The organism is Yaniella sp., from assembly GCF_030453185.1.
Classification (GTDB): Bacteria; Actinomycetota; Actinomycetes; order Actinomycetales; family Micrococcaceae; genus Yaniella.
Genome location: NZ_JAKDKW010000009.1, coordinates 13,681 through 29,347, shown reverse-complemented (window position 1 = coordinate 29,347; position 15,667 = coordinate 13,681). Strand labels below are relative to the sequence as shown.

Genomic DNA, 15,667 nt, shown 5'->3' with positions numbered 1-15,667 from the left:
GCAGACAAGCCGTCCTACACTAGATCCATCATGAACAATTCTGAAGTTTCTCTGCCCGAATCCGATCTTGACCCGAAGATCGCCGCGCAACTGAAACGAAATTCCGACGGATTAATTCCCGCGATCGTCCAAGACGCTCAAAGCCATGAAGTGCTTATGCTGGGTTGGATGAACGATCAAGCGCTGCATAAGACGCTGACTACCGGGAGGGCTTGGTACTGGTCCCGTTCCCGCGCAGAGTACTGGCGTAAAGGCGATACCTCCGGCCACACGCAACACGTAGTGTCAGTCGCCCTAGACTGCGATAATGACACCGTACTGGTACACGTCAACCAACACGGTCCGGCCTGCCACACAGGTACTCCCACATGCTTTACCGGTCGGTCTCTGAACGTAACCGGCACCGAATCGACTTTTAACCATATGAAAGAATATGATGCGTGATATTGGCCCAGTGTTTCCCACCCGCGAAGCTTTCCAGGAACTTGCCAAAGCTGACCACAAGATCATCCCGGTAACCACCACTTTACTGCCCGACGGTCTGACACCGGTTGGAATCTACCGACGACTAGCGAACGACGCTCCCGGCACCTTCCTGCTTGAATCAGCCGGACAAGATGGCAAGTGGTCGCGGTATTCTTTTATCGGCGCAGGAAGCGCTGCCACTTTGACCGAACAGGATGGTCAGGCAGTCTGGCAGGGCCGTGTGCCGGCTGGCGTTCCTTCCACGGGCAAGCCGTTGGAAGTCCTCGAAGAGTCGTTGGAATTTTTGGCCACCGATGGACGGGCTGATATCTCAGATGCGCTGCCACACTTGGTTTCTGGTTTCGTGGGTTTCTTAGGCTGGGACACCGTCCGTGCCTGGGTCGAACTTGGCGAAGGACCCCAGGACGATCTCAACCTTCCATCAATGGCCATGAACCTGGTTACCGACTTAGCCATTCACGACTCCTGGGATGGCACAGTCACCCTGGTCGCCAACGCCATCAACTTTGACGGTGAATCTACGGGTGTTGACGGCGCTTATGATCGCGCCGTGGAACGGTTGGAAAGCATGGTTCAACGCCTTGCCGAACCCGTAGCCGATCCCGTTTCCTTTGCTCCCGCCGGATGGTTGGACCAAGATTTCTCCTCGCAAATAGATCACTCCTGGCATGAAAAAGATTTCCTCAACGCGGTGCGGAAAACCCAGCAGTCGATTCGAGAAGGAGAAGTTTCGCAGCTGGTCATCTCCCGACGCTTCACCACGCCGACCACTGCAACCGCATTCGACACCTACCGCGTACTGCGGGCCATCAATCCCAGTCCGTACATGTTCCTGTATACGTTTGAATATCCCGATCGTGAAGGTACCTACCATCTGGTCGGTGCCTCACCTGAAACCCTGGTGTCGGTCAAAGATAAGCGCGTTCTAACCCACCCCATCGGTGGTTCCAAGCCCAAGGACCCGTCACGTACTATCCGTTCTATTGGCGACGAACTGCTTGCCGACCCGAAAGAGCGAGATGAACACATCCAGCTAGTAGACCTCGCAAAAACTGAACTTTCTGCAGTCTGTGCACCCGGTACCGTAGAAGTTTCAGACTTTATGGTCGTCCAACAGTTCTCACATATCTTGCACCTGGTCTCCACGGTGGAGGGCGACATTGGTGCGAACACCACAGCACTGGATGTGTTGCGTGCAAACTTCCCGGCCGGAACGTTGTCGGGTTCGCCGAAACATCGGGCACTCGAACTCTTAGACGAATGGGAGCCACACGCTCGAGGACCTTTCGGAGGCACAGTCGGCTACTTCGATCTGGCCGGCAACATGGATATGGCCATCACTATTCGAACCGCCGTTCTCAAAGACCAGGTAGCCTATTTGCAGGCAGGCGCGGGTATCGTCGCTGAGTCCGTCCCAGCCACTGAAGCCCATGAAACGCTGACCAAAGCTACCGCTGCAATTCGCGCAGTGCTGGCAGCACAACAACTCCAAGACATCAAGGCTGGAAAACAGAACTAGATGACCACTCCGCAACCCACTGACACACCTCAGCCTTCCAAAGGTCTCAACCGCAGCATGACCGTGCTGGTGTTGTTACTTGGAGGCACACTGGCATTGATCGGTTCAACACAAACCTGGGTGACGGCTACAGGATTTGAAGCAACACACATCACCAATGTGGAGCTATCCGGGCAAGAAGCATCACCCGTGATCACCGCAATGTCATTGGTAACTATTGCCGCCGGTGCCGCACTGTCCATTGCACGGAATGTTGGGCGTTGGATTATTGGCGGTGTTGCCATCCTGGGAGCGTTAGCTATTGGGACTACGACCATCAATATTATTTTCAGTCCACTCAATGCCGCCGCACAGAAAATTTCTGAAAGCACCGGGACCACCGCGACGACTGATGTTGCCGGTGATATCGAGGTATCACTTCTGCCCTGGTTGACAGTACTGGGCGCTGTTATTGTCCTTGCGGGAGGCATCATTGCCCTCACGTATGGATCCCGTTGGTCACTAGGCAAAACCAAGAAATATGACATAAGCGAGCCAACACCGGTTGACCACGATGGCCAGCTCGATGAAATCGACACCTGGGACGAATTGTCCCGAGGCGAAGATCCCACCTAAAATCTCGTAGTAGTTCGTGTTCTACAGTTGCCACCAAGAAAAACTGGCACAATGGGACACATATCATCGCTAGCAACTTGAGGCTGCCGGAAAACCATCTGGCGGAAAGAAAGGCAACACCCTAATGGCGAATATGACTGAAGAATTGAAAGTCGATGAGTACGGTCGCATACTAAACGACCCAACTCACGATGAATCTCCAAGCCACGGCAACTCACCTGCCGCATGGGCCCTCGTCATGCTGGTGCTCGTCGGACTTGTCATTGCTGGCATTAGCGCACTTGCATCGGGCTGGGTCATCATGTGGATCGGTATTGGAATTGCCGTACTTGGCTTGCCAGTTGGCTTCTTTATGCGTCTGACTGGCAAGGGTGCTAACGGAGACTACAAGGGCTCATGACACCAAACCCCCTTACAGGAACGGTCCTCGACGACATTATTGCCGGTGTCGTCGAAGATATGGAAGCCCGCAAAGCCAAAACACCGCTGTCACGCATGCAACAGCTAGCTGCCGATGTTTCACCCGCCCGGGACGCACATGCCGCACTCGTCGGTGGTCGAGAAAACCCCGCTGGCGTTGGCATCATCGCAGAGGTCAAACGTGCTTCACCCTCGGCCGGGCCGCTTGCGAACATCGGTTCGCCAGCCGATCTTGCTGCACAGTACGCCGCCGGGGGAGCGTCCGCTATTTCCGTGTTGACGGAACAGCGACGATTTAACGGCTCCTTAGCGGACTTTGACGCCGTGCGAGCACGCGTTGATATTCCACTGCTGCGCAAGGACTTCACCGTCGACGAGTATCAAATCTATGAAGCTCGTGCCCACGACGCAGACTTGGTGCTCTTGATTGTCGCTGCGCTCGATGATGCACAGCTCCGTGATTATCTTGCATTGACCCATGAACTTGGTATGAACGCTCTGGTCGAAACGCATACCGTTGAAGAAATCGAGCGAGCCGCCGCAGTCGAAGCATCCATCGTTGGCGTCAACGTGCGCAACCTGAAAACACTGGAAGTTGATACTTCGCATTACGGTACCCTGGCCGATCAGTTGCCAGATAGTGTCGTACGGATTGCCGAATCCGGTGTGAAAGAAGCCGGTGACGTCGCAATGTACGCGGCACAAGGTGCAGACGCCGTCCTTGTTGGAGAAGCACTGGTCCGTCACGGCGAACCAACCCAAGCGATCACGGATTTCCGTCAAGCCAGCAGATCATAAACAACACACTGTGCTGCCCCGGACAAATGTGCCGGGGCGGTGTCGTATTTGGAAAGAACCATATGAGCATCCCAATGGAAAGACCAGCACCCGGTTCATACGAACACGACGGGGACTTCCAGCAGTTGGAAGGACCATACTTTGGCCGTTACGGCGGTCAATGGATGCCTGAGTCGTTGATGGCTGCGCTTCAAGAAGTCGAAGAAACCTTCCGAAAAGCTATCAAAGACCCTGAGTTTATTGCAGAGCTCAATGACCTCAACACCAACTACATCAACCGGCCCTCCCTGTTGACCGAAGCGCCACGCTTCGCCCAGGATCATCCGGGCGTGCGCATTTTCCTGAAGCGCGAGGATCTGAACCATACCGGTTCACACAAGATCAACAACGTGATCGGACAAGCCCTCCTGGCCAAGCGGATGGGCAAAACTCGCCTTATCGCCGAGACCGGTGCAGGCCAACACGGTGTTGCTACCGCGACTGCGGCAGCACTGTTCGGCTTGGAATGCACCGTGTACATGGGCGAAGCAGACACCAAGCGACAAGCCCTCAACGTAGCACGCATGGAAATGCTGGGTGCCGAAGTCAAAGCCGTCACAATTGGTGCGCGAACCCTTAAAGACGCAATTAACGAAGCCCTTCGAGACTGGGTTGCCTCCGTCGACACCACGCACTATTTGTTGGGCACCGTGACTGGACCAGCACCATTTCCTGAAATGGTGCGTTACTTCCACCAGGTCATCGGTGACGAAGCACGCGAACAATCCCTGGAACAGACTGGTAAATTACCAGATGCTGTCATCGCTTGCGTTGGCGGGGGATCGAATGCCATCGGGCTATTCCACGGCTTCCTCGACGATAAAAACGTCCAACTCTACGGTATGGAAGCCGGCGGCGCTGGCGTTGAGACCGGAAAACACGCAGCACCGATTGCGCTGGGACGCGTCGGAGTGCTCCACGGTGCACGTACCTACCTCATGCAGGACGAAGACGGCCAGACTATCGACTCACATTCGATATCGGCAGGTCTCGACTACCCAGGTGTTGGCCCACAGCACGCATTTTTGCACGATACCGGCCGAGCAATCTACCAGCCGGTCAGCGATTCCGAAGCTATGGACGCGTTCAAACTGCTGACCCGGTCGGAAGGCATCATGCCAGCCATCGAATCTTCACATGCATTAGCCGGTGCACTCCGGTTGGCTGCCAAGTGGGTTGCCGACGGCGTTGTTGACGAAACCACACCACAAGACGAACAAAAAGTGATCATCGTGAACCTGTCAGGTCGCGGCGATAAGGACGTCAGTACCGCTGCCACGTGGTTCGGGATGGTCCCAGAGGATCACGCGGAAGCCGGAGAATAACGAGATGACAGAATCTATTCGCTCACTGACCGCCGAGAAGATTGAACAGGCACGCGCCGAAGGTCGTACCGCGTTTATCGGTTACCTGCCAGCAGGCTATCCAACGATCGATGATTCCATCGAGGCCGCGGTTCAACTTGGCAATAATGGTGCTGACATTATCGAAATCGGCCTGCCGTATTCGGACCCGGTGATGGATGGCGAGGTCATCCAAAAAGCAACTGCTGAAGCACTGCAGAACGGTTTCCGGGTCGCCGATGTCTTTCACATCGTCAAAGAGGTCACATCGCGAACCGATGCCGCCGTCGTTATTATGACCTACTGGAATCTGGTCGATCGCATGGGCGTCGACGAATTCTCCCGGCGTTTCGCCGAAGCCGGTGGCGCCGGCCTCGTCACTCCGGACCTTGTACCAGAAGAAGCCGGCGAATGGTTTGAAGCATCCGACAAATACGAGCTTGATCGGATTTTCCTGACCGCACCGTCATCACCTGATGAACGCGTGAAGCTCACCGTGGATTCCAGCCGAGGCTTCGTCTACGCGGTCTCGGTCATGGGAATCACCGGAGCTCGCGGCGAGGTATCGAATGCCGCTGAGCGCGTTGTTCGCCGCGCACACGACGCTGGAGCCCCTCGCGTATGCGTTGGTCTTGGGATCTCAGAACCACATCACGTCGTTGAAATTGGCAGCTATGCCGACGGTGCTATCGTTGGTACCGCTCTGGTATCAGCACTGCGTGATAATGGCCCACAAGCAGTCGGTGAAATCACCCGGAACCTTGTCACCGGAGCATCCAAGAACTAGCGCACGACACGAGGACAGGCCCACCCAATGCAGTTCGCAACCTTGATCGCATCGATACCGCCACCACCGCTGGATGGTTTCGAAATCGGCCCAGTCAAGATCCACCTCTATGCGTTGTGCATCATCCTCGGCGGTACCCTCGCTTTTTGGCTTGGCGGGAAGCGTTGGGCAGCCCGCGGTGGGAAATCCGAACAGATGTACGACGTCGGTCTCTGGGCAGTCGTCTTTGGCATTATCGGGGCCCGGCTGTATCACGTGATCACCGTCCCCGACCAGTACTTTGGTCCCAACTACGATGGCACCGGCGATCTGTCCAAAATCTTTGCCATCTGGGAAGGTGGCATCGCGATCTGGGGCGCTATCGGCGGCGGTGCCCTTGGTGTGTGGTTCGCCTGTCGCCGCTACGGTCTGCGGATGCCGGCCATGGCAGATACGATCGCACCTGGGATCCTTTTGGCCCAAGCCGTGGGACGGTGGGGTAACTACTTCAACCAGGAACTCTTCGGCGAGCCATCCACCCTGCCATGGGGGCTCGAAGTCGAACCGGACCACTACAATTTCCCAGCGGATGTCCCGGCCGACACGTTGTTTCACCCGACGTTTCTCTACGAATCGATCTGGAACCTCCTAGGTGTAGCTATCCTTTTGCTGATTGACCGGCGTTTCAAACTGCGGAACGGCATGATGCTGTGGTCATATATTGTCTGGTACACACTGGGTCGCATCCCAATCGAGTCGATTCGCCTCGACAAAGCGCAAGAGTGGACGGTCCTCGGAATAGAAGCTCGCACCAACACCTGGACATCCGTGTTGATGTTCCTCATCGCTGTGACTCTGCTGGTGTACTCCATCGTCACCCGGCCCAAAACCCCTGCGGAACAGGCTGAAGCAGACAAAATATACCGGGGCGATTACGTGAGCGAAGAAGACGCTGCAGATTCACCAGTCGATAGCAGCACCACTTTGAACAATGAGGTCGCCACAAGCGATAACGGGGACACGTCAAACCCCACAACATGACCTAAGTCATGTGACTCGTCAATGCCCAATCATTAACTTTCGTCATCATCGGCCATAGACTTGGACCATGAGACACGCGAAAATCGTCGCAACATTTGGCCCTGCTACTCAGGGATATAAAACTACAAGTGAGCTGCTGAAAGCCGGGGTTAACGTCGCCCGGATGAACTTCAGCCACGGTGACCACGAGGTACATGCGAATACCTACAACACGGTTCGTAAAGCTGCCTCTGATTTAGACCACTCGGTCGCCATTTTTGCCGACCTGCAAGGTCCAAAAATTCGACTCGGCCGGTTTGCTGATGGACCGCACCTGCTCGAGGACGGGGACACCTTCACCATCACCACGCGTGATATCGAAGGGACCCAGGATATTTGCTCCACCACCTTCAAAGGATTGCCCCAGGACGTAGAAGTTGGAGATGAGCTGCTCATCGACGACGGCAAGATCGCCCTGCAAGCTACCGAAGTCACCGAAACCGAGGTCGTGACGAATGTAGTCATCGGCGGCGAGGTTTCGAATAATAAAGGCATTAATCTGCCCGGAGTCGCTGTGAGTATTCCTGCACTCACGCAAAAGGACGAAGAGGACCTCCGCTTTGCACTAAAACTTGGGGTGGACATGATCGCGCTGTCTTTTGTGCGCAGCGCTGAGGACATCGAACCAGTCCACACCATTATGGAAGAAGAAGGCCGCCGCATTCCGGTTATTGCCAAACTTGAGAAACCGCAAGCGGTTGCAAACCTTCAAGAAATCATCGATGCCTTCGATGCCATCATGGTGGCTCGCGGAGACCTCGGTGTTGAACTCCCACTAGAAGAAGTTCCTGTCGTCCAAAAAAATGCCATAGATTTGGCACGGCGGTGGGCGAAACCGGTTATCGTGGCCACCCAGGTTCTGGAATCCATGATTGAGAACGCTCGCCCAACGCGAGCAGAAACCTCCGACTGCGCCAACGCTGTTCTCGACGGCGCGGACGCAGTTATGCTCTCTGGCGAAACATCCATTGGGAAATACCCGGTCCTCACGGTGCAGACGATGGCCAAAATCATTACATCTATCGAAAACCATAGCCTGCATCGGATGCCTCCATTAGGGACCCGGCCCGGTACACGAGGGGGAGCGGTAACGCGTGCAGCCGTCGATATCGCGGCATCCCTAGAAATCCCGTTCTTGGTGAGCTTCACTCAGTCCGGCGACTCGGCCCGACGCCTGTCCAGGCTACGTGCACCACAGCCGATCTATGCGTTCACACACTCATTCACCACAAATAATGTGCTCTGTTTGTCATGGGGTGTGACACCAAAACTGGTGCCTTTCATGGACTCGACGGACAAAATGACCGAACAAATCGACCACGAACTTGTCAAAGCTGAGCTGGCAGAGATCGATGACCTCGTGGTGATGGTAGCAGGCTCTCCACCAGGAGTACCTGGCTCTACGAATATGCTCAAAGTGCACCGCATGGGGTCAACTAAAGCCGAAATCGACCCGGCGCTGGTCGATACGGCTGTCGCACCACCAGCACACCGCTGGGATAAAGTATCCGGCTGGTCACCCATGTAGGTGGCCTAGGAAGGGTTGCCCAACTGTTCGATGACAGTTTGGGCAACATCTTTCATCATCAGACGCCGATCCATTGAGGTCTTCTGAACCCAACGGAATGCCTCAGGCTCGGTGATTTCAAGCTTCTGCATGAGCAGACTCTTAGCCTGATCCACGAGTTTGCGAGTCTCGAATCGTGTCGTGAGATCTGAGATCTCGGCTTCCAGTGTTACCAATTGCTCGAAGCGTGCCTTGGCCAACTCAATCGCCGGTACTAAATCAGTTTCACTAAACGGTTTGACGATATAACTCATCGCACCTGCTTCAGTGGCCTGATCAATCAAATCCCGCTGCGAAAATGCGGTCAAAATTACCACCGGGGCTAACGACCGCTCGGAGATATGCCGAGTAGCAGAGATACCATCCATCACCGGCATTGAAATATCCATCAGCACCAGATCCGGTGTGTGTTCTTCCACCAGTTCGATAGCGCGCTGGCCATTGTCGGCCTCGCCGACAACTTCGTAACCCTGGCCGCGCAGTGTCTCTACGATATCTAAGCGAATAATCGTCTCATCTTCAGCCACTACAATACGTACAGGATGTGTTGCTTCGGTATCCGTCATAGTGACCTCGAATCGTTGTCATAGTGAGTTCGTCAGTCTCATAGACTACGACAGAACTCTTCCGATCTCCTTTTGGTTATTCTAAAAACTTGTGTAAAATAGGTCAGGTGCCCAGCCCGAATGGCGGAATTGGTAGACGCGTTGCACTCAAAATGCAATATCGAGAGATGTGTGGGTTCGAGTCCCACTTCGGGTACAACAGCATTGCTCACGTCCCGCATACTTATGCGGGACGAAATGCTTTAACGAGCCAAATCTCTTGCACTCGATTCGCGTCGGGCACTGCTGACACAGTGACTCATTTGAAACGCTATAGTGAGCTGTGACAATATTGACTGGTGCGCAAAATGTTGCGCACCTTAATTTTGGTCTTTTCGACCTGACATAGACGTTCAAGCCGGTACACGACTCACAACATTGCCGCCGGCACCTGCGAAGAGGTGAAAGCCCGTGCTCTTGACGGCGATCTTGCTAACACTGATCGCAGCCGTGCTGGCTGCACCACTGTCCCATTGGCTGGGCAAATACGCCGGCTGGCTCCTATGGATCCCACTAGCAGGCGCGGCGTGGGCACTCATTCAAGCATTTGCCGGTTCCGGCGGTGAAGTCATTGAGTACTATCCCTGGATCCCCGACTTCTTCAATGTTGGCTTTCACCTTCGCCTCAATGGACTGTCATTAGTCTTCGGGCTGTTAGTCCTCGTGATCGGTGCAGGCGTCTTGTTTTACTCCGCAAGATACCTCGATCGCACAAAGATCACCAGCTTCTATCTGTCGATGTCAGCCTTTGCGCTGGCCATGCTCGTTCTCGTTCTGGCCAATGACCTCATGGTGCTTTACGTCGCGTGGGAAGCTACAACACTAGCCTCGTTTTTCCTCATTGCGCGGTCTGGATCCCATGCGAGAAAACCCGCGGTCCGGACTCTTTTGGTGACTGTTGCAGGCGGGCTGGGTTTGCTAGCGGCAGTTTCAGTGATGATTGCTTCCACGGGGACAACCGTCATTACCGAAATCCTCCGATCCGATATTTGGGATGATTCCAGTACAGTTACCTGGCTCATCCTGACCCTGGTCCTAGCTGCGTTTACGAAATCCGCACAATTCCCCTTCCAATCCTGGCTACCAGACTCCATGGTCGCGATCTCACCGGTTTCCGCATATCTTCATGCCGCAGCAATGGTCAAGGCAGGTATCTACCTGCTGCTGCTATTCTCACCGGTCCTAGCGGGCAATACACTGTGGCTTGTTTTACTCGTCTCTTCGGGACTCATTACCGCGCTGCTTGGTGCCGTGGCAGCCCTCCGTCGCTACGACCTTAAGGAACTGCTGGCCTACTCCACCATGTCGCAGCTTGGCTACCTCGTTGCGCTCATTGGCATTGGGACGCCCACAGCGCTCACTGCAGCCATCCTCCACACCATTGCCCACGCACTCTTCAAATCTGCGCTCTTCCTTGCCGTCGGTGTCATCGACCATGAAGCCGGCACACGTGACATGCGAATGCTGACCGTACGGAAAATGGCCATGCCGGCCACACTGACCATCGTGATCCTGGGTTCTGCATCCATGGCGGGCATTCCGCCCTTGCTGGGCTTCGTTTCGAAAGAGCACCTCTTCCAAGCATTCCTTGGTGCCGAGCTGCCGGGCGTCCTACCGTGGGTCCTCACCGGTCTGGCAGTCCTGACGGCGATCGGCACATTCGCCTACTCTGGACGCTTCGTATTAGGCGCTATGGGCTCCTACCGTTCCCCCCGGAACTGGATCAACACCCCCCGCGGTCTTGCCGCCAATCGCCAAACTGTGTACGAAGCTGCTCCCAGTTTCTGGGCCTATCCTGCAGTCAATGCGTCATTGTCATTGATTCTGGGCGTCTTTCCATTCTTCCTGGCTGACCTGGTGTCCGACTCCGCCACCGCAGCGGTCGGTGCACATCAGGAGGTCGAGCTTGCCCTGTGGCACGGTATTAATCCCGCCTTTATGCTTTCCCTGCTCGTGATCGTCGTCGGGGCCATCATGGTCTGGCAACTGCCCAGACTCGAGGCGTTTCTGGTACCCCGTCCGTTGGTCTACTCCGGTCTGGGCGCAGTCGAAAAACTCCGCCAGACCACCATCGAATTCGGTGCAGTCGTCAGCTCGTGGACCTCTGGGCTCAGTCCCGGTCGACACCTGGTCTGGCCTGCCGCACTCTTAGCCGGGTTAGCACTAACCGGATGGTTCGCCATCGATGAGCTGCCAGCCCAACAAGAGAATCTCACCCGCTGGACCGACTGGTTACTCGTCGCCGTCGTCGCCGTTGGAGTCATCGCCACGATTCGCGCCAGAACCCGTGTGGCAGCCATCGTCGTGCTCGGTACCGTCGGTTTCTCTGTCACCCTTTGGTTCTTTGCCCTGGGGTCGGTGGACGTGGCACTGACACAGCTCATGGTCGAGATCCTCACCGTGGTCGTCATGGTGCTGCTGCTCAACCGATTGCCCAAAACGTTCGGTAAGAAAGAAAAAGCCTCAAGATCCGGCATCATCGCTGCGGTACTAGCAGGGATTGCTGCATTTGCCGGCACCTATGCACTGACCGGACGTCGTGACATGTCCGATCCCGCGCAGTACCTGACCGAGCAAGGCACTGAAGTCACCGGTGGCAATAACCTAGTCAACGTAATTTTGGTGGAGTTCCGTGCTCTGGATACCCTGGGCGAGTTGACGGTCCTTGGTGTCGCAGGGGTAGCCGTTGCCGCGCTGCTTGCTTCACGAGCCCCCAATCCAGTCCGAAAAGCCAAGGTCCTCAGCACCTCACCGCTGACGAACCCACATCACAATTCTGTGTACCTGCGTTCGTTATCTAAAATCGCGGTCCCCATCCTCGTCGTCGTCAGCCTCATTCTGCTGTTCCGCGGGCACAATGAACCCGGTGGTGGGTTCGTTGGCGCCTTAGTTACTGGCTCGGCATTCGCACTGCTCTATCTTGCTGCGCCAGCCGATGAGGCTGCGCCAATTCGCTTGCCATATAAGGGCCTTATCGGAACAGGTGTCGCCCTGGGGTCTGCCGTCGGTGTGTACGGGCTCGTTGACGGCTCATACCTCACACCGATATACATGGATATTTTCGGTTTTGAGCTGAACAGTTCCTTGCTGTTCGACATCGGCGTCTATTTCGCCGTCCTCGGTTTGATCTTAGGAGCATTCAACATGCTGGGCACAGAGCGTGGGCTCGCCGAAACCGTGGAAACACCCCCTGAACCAACGACGGGACCCCCCGGTATCCGCAAGAAAAACTCGAAACACAGTAGGCAACGAGAGGTCACTTCATGACGCTAAGTATCACCGTTGCCCTGCTTACCGCCGGAGCGGTCTATCTCTTTAGCAAACGCGAATTTCTGCGCGTGATCCTCGGGTTCGTCTTGATCGGTCACGCAGGCAACCTGATCCTCTTTGCCGCGGGTGGTTCCGACCGCCGCATTGAAGCGTTTCATCCCTCTGCGGATCCGTCCGCGATGGCCGACCCACTGCCGCAAGCTTTCATTCTGACCGCTATCGTAATCGCCTTCTCTATTACCGTATTCATGCTGGTCCTTGCCGTCACCGGTGATGACACAGATGGCACGGCAACAAAAGTCGAACAACTCGATGTGTCCGCCGAATCAGAGTCTGATGGCGTCCGACACGAACCCCGTCGTAACACGTCGCGTCAGGAGAAGGCATGAGCCCAGATACCATCGGCACCCTCCTGCCACTCTTTGCCGGCCTACCGTTACTGGTCGCAGGGATACTCATCACCACGGGCCATCGACTCCGACTTCACGCGATCGTCAATATTGCCACCATGCTGGTCATGCTGGCTGCCGCCTGCGGTCTGGTCTATCATTTCTGGTCCACCGACGGAGGCACGATTGCCCACCAGGTTGGTCCTTGGCCACCGGGGGTTGCCATCCCGTTTGTGGCAGATATGTTTACCGCCCTGATGCTGGCGGTCACTCTGCTACTTACCGTCGTCAGTATCTGGTTTGCTCAAGCCTCCCGCGCGGCAAACTCCCAATACTTTGCACCCCTGGTGCTGATCTTATCCACCGGCGTCAATGGCGCGCTGCTGACAGCCGACCTCTTCAACCTGTTCGTATTTCTCGAGGTCATGCTCTTGCCCAGCTACGGGCTCTACGTGCTCAGCGCTAACAGGAAACTACCGCTACGCCGTGTCCACGGCGTCCGGCTGTATGTGACGATGAACTTATTCACCTCCACGCTGTATATGATCGGCGTGGGTTTCCTCTACGGCACCGCAGGATCAGTCAACATTGCTGTGCTTGCGGATCAGGCTCAACACGACCCGACCGTCGCCATCGCCGGTGCGGTCAGCATGTTCGCGCTGTGTATCAAAGCCTCCGTTGTTCCCGTGCACGGTTGGTTGGCACGAGCCTATCCCGGGACATCGCCGGCTGTCACCGCACTGTTTTCCGGACTCCATACCAAGGTGGCCATCTACGCGATTTACCGGATTTACTCGGTCGTTTATGGCGGCGACACCAGGTTCCTGTGGGTCGGCGTGGTCCTGTTTAGCCTCACCATGCTCATCGGCGTATTCGGCGCCGTAGGCGAGAAAACAACCCGAACTATTTTGTCGTTCCACATGGTCTCGCAAATCGGCTACATCCTGTTGGGGGTAGCGCTATTCACCGAACTGGGTCTGACCGCCGGCATCTTCTACTTGCTGCATCACATGATCGTGAAAGCTTCACTCTTCATGTCAACCGGTGCGGTTGAAGTACGTTACGGAACGGGCGTGATCGGCGCACTCGGGGGCATTTCACGAACCGAACCGGTCATTGCCGTCACCTTTATGATCGCTGCACTATCACTGGCCGGCATTCCACCGTTCTCTGGTTTCGTAGCCAAATTCATGCTGATTGTCGGTGCCGTCGACACCGGTGACATTGCCGCCGTGGTCATCATGTTGTTCGTATCGCTCATTACGCTGTTGTCAATGCTGAAAATTTGGACCGGAATGTTCTGGGAAAAAGGCTCTGGGGGACCGGCTACCAAATCGGGCACCGTTATCACTTCAGCGACCCGTGATCCCTACGCTCATGAGGCCTCCTATACGCCAGAACTGGCCACCGAGGCGACTCGAGCACAAGTCTCCACACTTACGGGCACACAGACGATTATCGAAACCGATGAGTCCACTGTGCCGACTCGCCGCATCAACTTTGCACTGGCCGCACCGTCTGTTGTACTGGCCATCATCACCGTCGCCTTCGGTCTGGGCGCGCAGTTCTTATTGACGCTTTCGGGTATTGCTGCCGAAGGGCTCTATGACAGCACCGACTACGTACAGGCGGTGTTGAACCGATGAAAACTCTCACCTGGCTGCCCCGCTGGATGTGGCTGATCATCTGGTTCATCGGCCAGATCATCAGCTCTTCATGGGCTGTTCTCAAAGACCTGGCCACCCCCGGACTGGATGCTGAGCCTGGCATCGCACGAGTGCGGACCGACTGTCGTACCGACGCCGAAGTCACCATGCTCTCCGCATTGATCACCATCACCCCCGGCACACTCACCCTGGGAACCCATATCGACGACGATGGCAACCGCTGGATTTACGTGCATTCGCTGTATGACGGCGACCCCGAAGCCGTCGCAGAGGGCTCACTCGATATGCAAAACCACATTCTTGCTGCGATGCGTCGTGAAGGCTTCGATCCACGGTTAGTCGACCAAACACAACGTCATCAGCAAGGGAGGGCCGCCTCATGACCGCCCTGAACTTTGGAATGTACATCGGGCTTGCCGTACTGGCCGCTTGCATGATCGCTGTAGCCATCCGTATTGTCACCGCTCGCACCGACGCTGACCGCGCCGTATCCGCAGACCTGCTGATGTTTTCCTTCACCGGTATGTTGGCGATGATTGGTGTTCTGCTGGCCGGAGCATTCTTCTTTGACCTGATCCTGATCGCCTCGATCGTTGGCTTCCTGTCGGCCGTCTCACTTGCTCGCGCACTCACCAGGGGGCGTCGCTAATGGATTTGACCACATTCGCCGAACTCTTCGGCAACTTGTTTATTATTGCCGGCGTGCTCATCTTCACCGTCGCGGTAGTTGGTCTCTATAAATTTACCGACACCTACCAGCGGATCTCCGCGGTCGGGACGGCCGCCGGACTCGGTATCTCACTGGTCGTCATCGGCGTATTTTTCGAGATGCCCAGTTGGCCCAACTTCGTCAAACTGCTGATTATCTTGTTTCTGCAGTTGGCCACCTCATCCATCGGGACCATGGCCATCGCTCGCTCCGCCTATCTCACCGGGTCGAAAATGCAGCCCGGTCATTTCGACCACCTGGCCGAAGACCAGCTCGACACCCACGAAACAGTGCACCCGGACGAAGACGAAGCGCATGATACCGACGACATCCCAAGTGATGCTGGGCACGAATCCACTGACTAATTCCCCGGTTGACCAAGCCCCAGCACACC

General features: G+C 55.8%; 16 protein-coding genes and 1 tRNA gene. 16 read left to right on the top strand and 1 reads right to left on the bottom strand.

What is annotated here, in order from left to right; genetic code table 11:
• The first annotated feature begins 30 nt into the window (after window positions 1–30).
• The 9 genes from hisI (at window position 31) to pyk (ending at window position 8,594) form a co-directional block, all read left to right on the top strand.
• Entirely contained in the window at window positions 31–444 is a 414-nt protein-coding gene (hisI, locus tag L0H14_RS02715) for a phosphoribosyl-AMP cyclohydrolase (protein ID WP_301417382.1), read from the top strand.
• Complete coding sequence (locus L0H14_RS02710) at window positions 434–2,005, top strand: chorismate-binding protein (protein WP_336621713.1); 1,572 nt, start codon at window positions 434–436, stop codon at window positions 2,003–2,005. The genes hisI and L0H14_RS02710 overlap by 11 nt, the downstream gene beginning before the upstream one ends.
• Entirely contained in the window at window positions 2,006–2,620 is a 615-nt protein-coding gene (locus tag L0H14_RS02705) for a Trp biosynthesis-associated membrane protein (protein WP_301417380.1), read from the top strand.
• A gap of 124 nt (window positions 2,621–2,744) precedes the next feature.
• Entirely contained in the window at window positions 2,745–3,020 is a 276-nt protein-coding gene (locus tag L0H14_RS02700) for an HGxxPAAW family protein (protein ID WP_301417378.1), read from the top strand.
• The gene (gene trpC, locus L0H14_RS02695; RefSeq protein ID WP_301417376.1) at window positions 3,017–3,838 is read left to right on the top strand and encodes an indole-3-glycerol phosphate synthase TrpC; all 822 of its coding nucleotides are present in this window, start codon (window positions 3,017–3,019) and stop codon (window positions 3,836–3,838) included. The genes L0H14_RS02700 and trpC overlap by 4 nt, the downstream gene beginning before the upstream one ends.
• A 74-nt stretch (window positions 3,839–3,912) precedes the next feature.
• Window positions 3,913–5,202, top strand: coding sequence for a tryptophan synthase subunit beta (gene trpB / locus L0H14_RS02690; RefSeq protein WP_301417374.1), 1,290 nt, complete (start codon window positions 3,913–3,915; stop codon window positions 5,200–5,202).
• Window positions 5,203–5,206: 4 nt separating this feature from the next.
• Entirely contained in the window at window positions 5,207–6,007 is an 801-nt protein-coding gene (gene trpA, locus L0H14_RS02685; protein ID WP_301417372.1) for a tryptophan synthase subunit alpha, read from the top strand.
• A gap of 27 nt (window positions 6,008–6,034) precedes the next feature.
• Entirely contained in the window at window positions 6,035–7,027 is a 993-nt protein-coding gene (gene lgt, locus L0H14_RS02680) for a prolipoprotein diacylglyceryl transferase (protein WP_301417370.1), read from the top strand.
• 67 nt (window positions 7,028–7,094) lie between these two features.
• Window positions 7,095–8,594: a pyruvate kinase gene (pyk, locus tag L0H14_RS02675; RefSeq protein WP_301417367.1), complete on the top strand. Its 1,500-nt coding sequence runs from the start codon at window positions 7,095–7,097 to the stop codon at window positions 8,592–8,594.
• A 5-nt stretch (window positions 8,595–8,599) separates the two neighbouring features.
• Here pyk and L0H14_RS02670 read toward each other — a convergent pair whose 3' ends face one another.
• Entirely contained in the window at window positions 8,600–9,199 is a 600-nt protein-coding gene (locus L0H14_RS02670) for an ANTAR domain-containing response regulator (protein WP_301417365.1), read from the bottom strand.
• 114 nt (window positions 9,200–9,313) lie between these two features.
• Here L0H14_RS02670 and L0H14_RS02665 point away from each other — a divergent pair.
• The 7 genes from L0H14_RS02665 (at window position 9,314) to L0H14_RS02635 (ending at window position 15,638) form a co-directional block, all read left to right on the top strand.
• Window positions 9,314–9,395: transfer RNA gene (locus L0H14_RS02665), tRNA-Leu, on the top strand.
• A 254-nt stretch (window positions 9,396–9,649) separates the two neighbouring features.
• On the top strand, window positions 9,650–12,505 hold the full coding sequence (locus L0H14_RS02660; RefSeq protein ID WP_301417363.1) for a DUF4040 family protein: 2,856 nt from the start codon (window positions 9,650–9,652) through the stop codon (window positions 12,503–12,505).
• Window positions 12,502–12,897, top strand: a complete 396-nt coding sequence (locus L0H14_RS02655) for a sodium:proton antiporter (RefSeq protein WP_301417361.1) — start codon at window positions 12,502–12,504, stop codon at window positions 12,895–12,897. Before L0H14_RS02660 ends, L0H14_RS02655 begins: the two co-directional genes overlap by 4 nt.
• A complete protein-coding gene (locus L0H14_RS02650; protein ID WP_301417359.1) occupies window positions 12,894–14,543 on the top strand; it encodes a monovalent cation/H+ antiporter subunit D family protein in 1,650 nt (549 codons plus the stop codon). Before L0H14_RS02655 ends, L0H14_RS02650 begins: the two co-directional genes overlap by 4 nt.
• Window positions 14,540–14,947 carry a Na+/H+ antiporter subunit E gene (locus tag L0H14_RS02645; protein WP_301417357.1) on the top strand — a complete coding sequence of 136 codons (408 nt, stop codon included), beginning with the start codon at window positions 14,540–14,542 and terminating at the stop codon, window positions 14,945–14,947. Before L0H14_RS02650 ends, L0H14_RS02645 begins: the two co-directional genes overlap by 4 nt.
• Entirely contained in the window at window positions 14,944–15,213 is a 270-nt protein-coding gene (locus tag L0H14_RS02640) for a monovalent cation/H+ antiporter complex subunit F (protein ID WP_301417355.1), read from the top strand. Before L0H14_RS02645 ends, L0H14_RS02640 begins: the two co-directional genes overlap by 4 nt.
• Window positions 15,213–15,638 carry a monovalent cation/H(+) antiporter subunit G gene (locus L0H14_RS02635; protein ID WP_301421371.1) on the top strand — a complete coding sequence of 142 codons (426 nt, stop codon included), beginning with the start codon at window positions 15,213–15,215 and terminating at the stop codon, window positions 15,636–15,638. The genes L0H14_RS02640 and L0H14_RS02635 overlap by 1 nt, the downstream gene beginning before the upstream one ends.
• Window positions 15,639–15,667 lie beyond the last annotated feature (29 nt).

Coding starts and splice junctions, on each gene's coding strand:
- trpC (WP_301417376.1), top strand. CDS start 3,017: ATGACACCAAACCCCCTTACAGGAACGGTCCTCGACGACATTATTGCC.
- trpA (WP_301417372.1), top strand. CDS start 5,207: ATGACAGAATCTATTCGCTCACTGACCGCCGAGAAGATTGAACAGGCA.
- L0H14_RS02670 (WP_301417365.1), bottom strand. CDS start 9,199: ATGACGGATACCGAAGCAACACATCCTGTACGTATTGTAGTGGCTGAA.
- trpB (WP_301417374.1), top strand. CDS start 3,913: ATGGAAAGACCAGCACCCGGTTCATACGAACACGACGGGGACTTCCAG.
- lgt (WP_301417370.1), top strand. CDS start 6,035: ATGCAGTTCGCAACCTTGATCGCATCGATACCGCCACCACCGCTGGAT.
- L0H14_RS02635 (WP_301421371.1), top strand. CDS start 15,213: ATGGATTTGACCACATTCGCCGAACTCTTCGGCAACTTGTTTATTATT.
- L0H14_RS02700 (WP_301417378.1), top strand. CDS start 2,745: ATGGCGAATATGACTGAAGAATTGAAAGTCGATGAGTACGGTCGCATA.
- hisI (WP_301417382.1), top strand. CDS start 31: ATGAACAATTCTGAAGTTTCTCTGCCCGAATCCGATCTTGACCCGAAG.
- L0H14_RS02645 (WP_301417357.1), top strand. CDS start 14,540: ATGAAAACTCTCACCTGGCTGCCCCGCTGGATGTGGCTGATCATCTGG.
- L0H14_RS02710 (WP_336621713.1), top strand. CDS start 434: ATGATGCGTGATATTGGCCCAGTGTTTCCCACCCGCGAAGCTTTCCAG.
- L0H14_RS02640 (WP_301417355.1), top strand. CDS start 14,944: ATGACCGCCCTGAACTTTGGAATGTACATCGGGCTTGCCGTACTGGCC.
- pyk (WP_301417367.1), top strand. CDS start 7,095: ATGAGACACGCGAAAATCGTCGCAACATTTGGCCCTGCTACTCAGGGA.
- L0H14_RS02705 (WP_301417380.1), top strand. CDS start 2,006: ATGACCACTCCGCAACCCACTGACACACCTCAGCCTTCCAAAGGTCTC.
- L0H14_RS02650 (WP_301417359.1), top strand. CDS start 12,894: ATGAGCCCAGATACCATCGGCACCCTCCTGCCACTCTTTGCCGGCCTA.
- L0H14_RS02655 (WP_301417361.1), top strand. CDS start 12,502: ATGACGCTAAGTATCACCGTTGCCCTGCTTACCGCCGGAGCGGTCTAT.